Below are 3,221 nucleotides of genomic sequence, written 5' to 3' on the forward strand. Positions count from 1 at the left end.
TCTTCGAAGGCGGCCAGCTCGTCGAACGCCCCACCACCACACCCATCACCCAAGCCGCCTAACGATCACCATCCACAAGTCTTGACTATTTCTCACGCCGGCCACGTTCCCGGATCAGCAGAGGAGCGCATCGTGCACTCGTCCACGGAAGCGCCAGGCAGGTCCGTCGGCCGGATGTCCGCCGACATCGGCCACGCCGATCACCCCAGGCCCGACGACGCACCTGGGCAGCCCGGCGCGGCCGTGGGGAGGGAGCCCGGACCGGCCGGCGACGCGGCTCCCTCCCCATCCCTCCCACGCCGGACACCGCACCCGGACTGGGGTGTGGTCGAGCTGGACGCGAACGGCCGGGTTGTCCGGATCATCGTCGGCGAGCCGGACTTCCGTAGCCCCGCCGACGCCGATCTGTACGCCCGCGGCCGGGGGCTGCCTCATCACCGCGTCGCGCCGGTCGACCTCGGCTGCCGAGTGCCAGCCGGGCCCTGAAACGGGGGTCGCACTTCCCACAAGCGGCCCGTCCACCACCCCGCCCGCGTTGCCCGACCGTGCCGCGGGCGGGGTGGCCATGACCGCCGCCTGCCCTGGTGCCGACCAACTCCGCCAGGGCAGGCGGCCTCACCAGAAAGGACTCCTCGTGTGCGTCCCGCGCTCCGCCCCGGACTTCGTCTCGTCGTGGCAGCAGCCGTCGACGCCCCATCCGACGGCGGTGGACGCGGTCGAAGTCGCCCGGGGCCCGACCCTCGTGCTGATCCGGTCGTCGCTCGGCCGGGTGCCGGTTGGGGTGACCCCGGGAGCGTGGGCTGCCTTCGTGGCCGCGGTGAGGTACGGCGAGTACGAGGCAGAACCGGTAGCTGATTACCGGCCTGTTGGAATGCCGGGGGCCGCCCGGACCGCGGCGGCTCGCACGCATCGGGAGAGGAATCTCAAGGATGAGCGTCGGCACCATGAGTAGCGAGAGTGAGCGGTTCCGTCACGCGATGGTCGATCAGTTCGTTGCCGATCAGGCGGCGGAAGGCTGCTCGCCGCGCCCGGAGGTGGAGGCGGCGATGCGGGCTGTTCCTCGTGAGCTGTTCACGCCGGGCCTTCCGCTGGAACAGGCGTATGAGAACGAAGCTGTCCTGAAGAAGATGCGCGGCGACGAAGCGATCAGTTCGGTGTCGGCCCCGTTCCTGATCGGACGGATGCTGGGTCAGGCGGCAGACGCGCTCGATGGGCTGGATGGCCGCCACGTCCTGGAGATCGGCAGCGGTGGCTACAACGCCTCGCTGCTGCGGGAACTCGTCGGCCCGTCGGGATTGGTCACGACGGTCGACATCGACCCCGAGGTGACCGACCGGGCGGTTTCCTGCCTGGCGGCGGCCGGCTACGACGACGTCACCGTGGTCTGCGCGGACGCCGAGCACCCGATCGCGCCGAGCCGCTCCTTCGACCTGATCATCGTCACGGTCGGCGCATGGGACATCCCGCCTGCGTGGCCTGATCAGCTCACCGATGGGGGTGTGCTGGTACTGCCGCTCCGTACGTTCGGGATGACCCGGTCGTGGGCGTTGCGGCGCCGCGAGGGCCGCCTGGTCAGCGTGAGTCAGCGGTTGTGCGGGTTCGTTTCGATGCAGGGCGCCGGCGCCCGTGAGGTGCGCTACGCCGACATCGCGGATGGTGTGCACCTGCGGCTGGATGAGGGTCAACACGTCGATGCGGCTGCGGTCGCTGGTCTCCTCACGACGCCACGCGAGCAGGTGTGGGCCGGGGTGAGCCTGCCGCCCCGCACTGATCTGTCCGACCTCGATCTGTGGCTGGCGACCCGGCCGCGACGGGAGGCGGAGCAGTTCGTCGTCCTCGCCGCGCAGGAGGAAGCGGTCACGGCTGGCGTCGTTACGCCTTCGTGGCGGTTCGCCGTCCCGGCCACGTTGGAGGCCAGCACGCTGGCCTACCGGTCGGCGCTGCGCTGGACTGACCGGCGGTTCGATCTCGGCGCATGCGCCCACGGGACGGGGGCCGCAGCGGCGGCCGGGCGGATGGTCGAGCACATGCGTGCGTGGGTGGATGCGGGCTGCCCGCCTCCGGTGCTGCACGTTCTTCCCGCGCATACCCCCGACGGCGACGTGCCGGAGGGGGCGGTTCTGGACAAGCGGCACAGCCGCCTCGTCCTGACCTTCACTCCCGAGGAGAAGGGAACCACCTGATGGACGACGAGTACGAACTGGACCTGCGCCTGGTCGACGCCGGGCCCGTCGCGAGTCCGCACGCCACCGGCACCGACGACAACTGCGGCTCGGGCAACACGAAGTCGGATGCCTGCACGACCAAGGCCGACGGCAGCTGAACCCGCTGCCCTAGGAGCGCCCGGCCTACTCTGGCCGGGCGCTCCGCCCCTTCAGTGACGCGGAGCCAGACATGTATCAAGCTGCCCACGCGGCGTTGATCAGGGCTGCTTCCTACCCCCGAGATCTGACGCTGCCCGCGTGGCCCGATCTGACCGCGAACCAGCCCGATGAGTGGCTGGAGTGGCTGCGGGAGGTGTGGGCGTTGCCGGAGTTCGCGGCGGCTGTCGAGCAGGCCGCCCCTGACCTGGCCACTCAGATCACCCACGTGCTTGCCCAGGAGCCGATGCCAGCGCGCAGGGCGCGGCGTCTGGTGGAGACGACCGTGCGGTATCTGCTGCGGTGGACGACCCGGCCCACGCCGTTCGGCAGGTTCGCCGGTGTAGCTCCCCTCACGTTCGGCCCCCGCGCGGCGCTCTGGTGGGGCGACCAGCATCACGAGGTGGTCCGCCTCGACGACCGCTCCGTCGCCGCATACACAGCGGTGACGGAGCGGGACCTAGTGGTGCTGCGCGGGGTCACGGTCATGACGAACACGCTGGGGTATCGGCGGGGCGGGGTGTGGGTGCTGCCCTGTGCACGCGTCGAAGGTGACCGGGTGTGGGATGTTGAGATCACCCTGACTGCCCCGGTGCGGGTGGCGGTGGAGAAGGCCCGTGCCCCGATCCCGTTCCAGGAGCTGGCCGCGACGGTGGCCGAGAATCAGGCCGCCGCAACCGCGAAGGCGGAGCGACTGCTCGGCGCTTTGGTGGGCGCGGGGGTGTTGCTGTCGGTGGTCCGGCCGCCGATGACCGTGACCGACCCGGCCCTACCTGCCAAGCTGGTTCGAGGCAGAGGATGTCTGTTAACCAGTGACGAGGGCGGGTTGGGAGCTTGATCTAGATGGATGCGGGGCTGACA

At 70.4% G+C, this 3,221-nt stretch carries 5 protein-coding genes; all 5 read left to right on the forward strand.

Annotated elements, in window-relative coordinates; all coding sequences use genetic code 11:
- Positions 1-132 precede the first annotated feature (132 nt).
- The 5 genes from B056_RS42585 (at position 133) to B056_RS0108960 (ending at position 3,198) form a co-directional block, all read left to right on the forward strand.
- A complete protein-coding gene (locus tag B056_RS42585) occupies positions 133-486 on the forward strand; it encodes a hypothetical protein (RefSeq protein ID WP_154676932.1) in 354 nt (117 codons plus the stop codon).
- A gap of 79 nt (positions 487-565) precedes the next feature.
- Positions 566-952 (forward strand): DUF397 domain-containing protein, encoded by a 387-nt coding sequence (locus B056_RS0108945; protein WP_230202907.1) that lies wholly within the window; start codon positions 566-568, stop codon positions 950-952.
- Positions 930-2,183 carry a methyltransferase, FxLD system gene (fxlM, locus tag B056_RS0108950; RefSeq protein ID WP_026239490.1) on the forward strand — a complete coding sequence of 418 codons (1,254 nt, stop codon included), beginning with the start codon at positions 930-932 and terminating at the stop codon, positions 2,181-2,183. Before B056_RS0108945 ends, fxlM begins: the two co-directional genes overlap by 23 nt.
- Positions 2,183-2,323: an FxLD family lanthipeptide gene (locus B056_RS40470; RefSeq protein ID WP_018501534.1), complete on the forward strand. Its 141-nt coding sequence runs from the start codon at positions 2,183-2,185 to the stop codon at positions 2,321-2,323. The genes fxlM and B056_RS40470 overlap by 1 nt, the downstream gene beginning before the upstream one ends.
- A 71-nt stretch (positions 2,324-2,394) precedes the next feature.
- Positions 2,395-3,198, forward strand: a complete 804-nt coding sequence (locus B056_RS0108960; RefSeq protein ID WP_018501535.1) for a lantibiotic dehydratase — start codon at positions 2,395-2,397, stop codon at positions 3,196-3,198.
- The last annotated feature ends 23 nt before the right edge of the window (positions 3,199-3,221 follow it).

The organism is Parafrankia discariae (assembly GCF_000373365.1).
Classification (GTDB): domain Bacteria; phylum Actinomycetota; class Actinomycetes; order Frankiales; family Frankiaceae; genus Parafrankia; species Parafrankia discariae.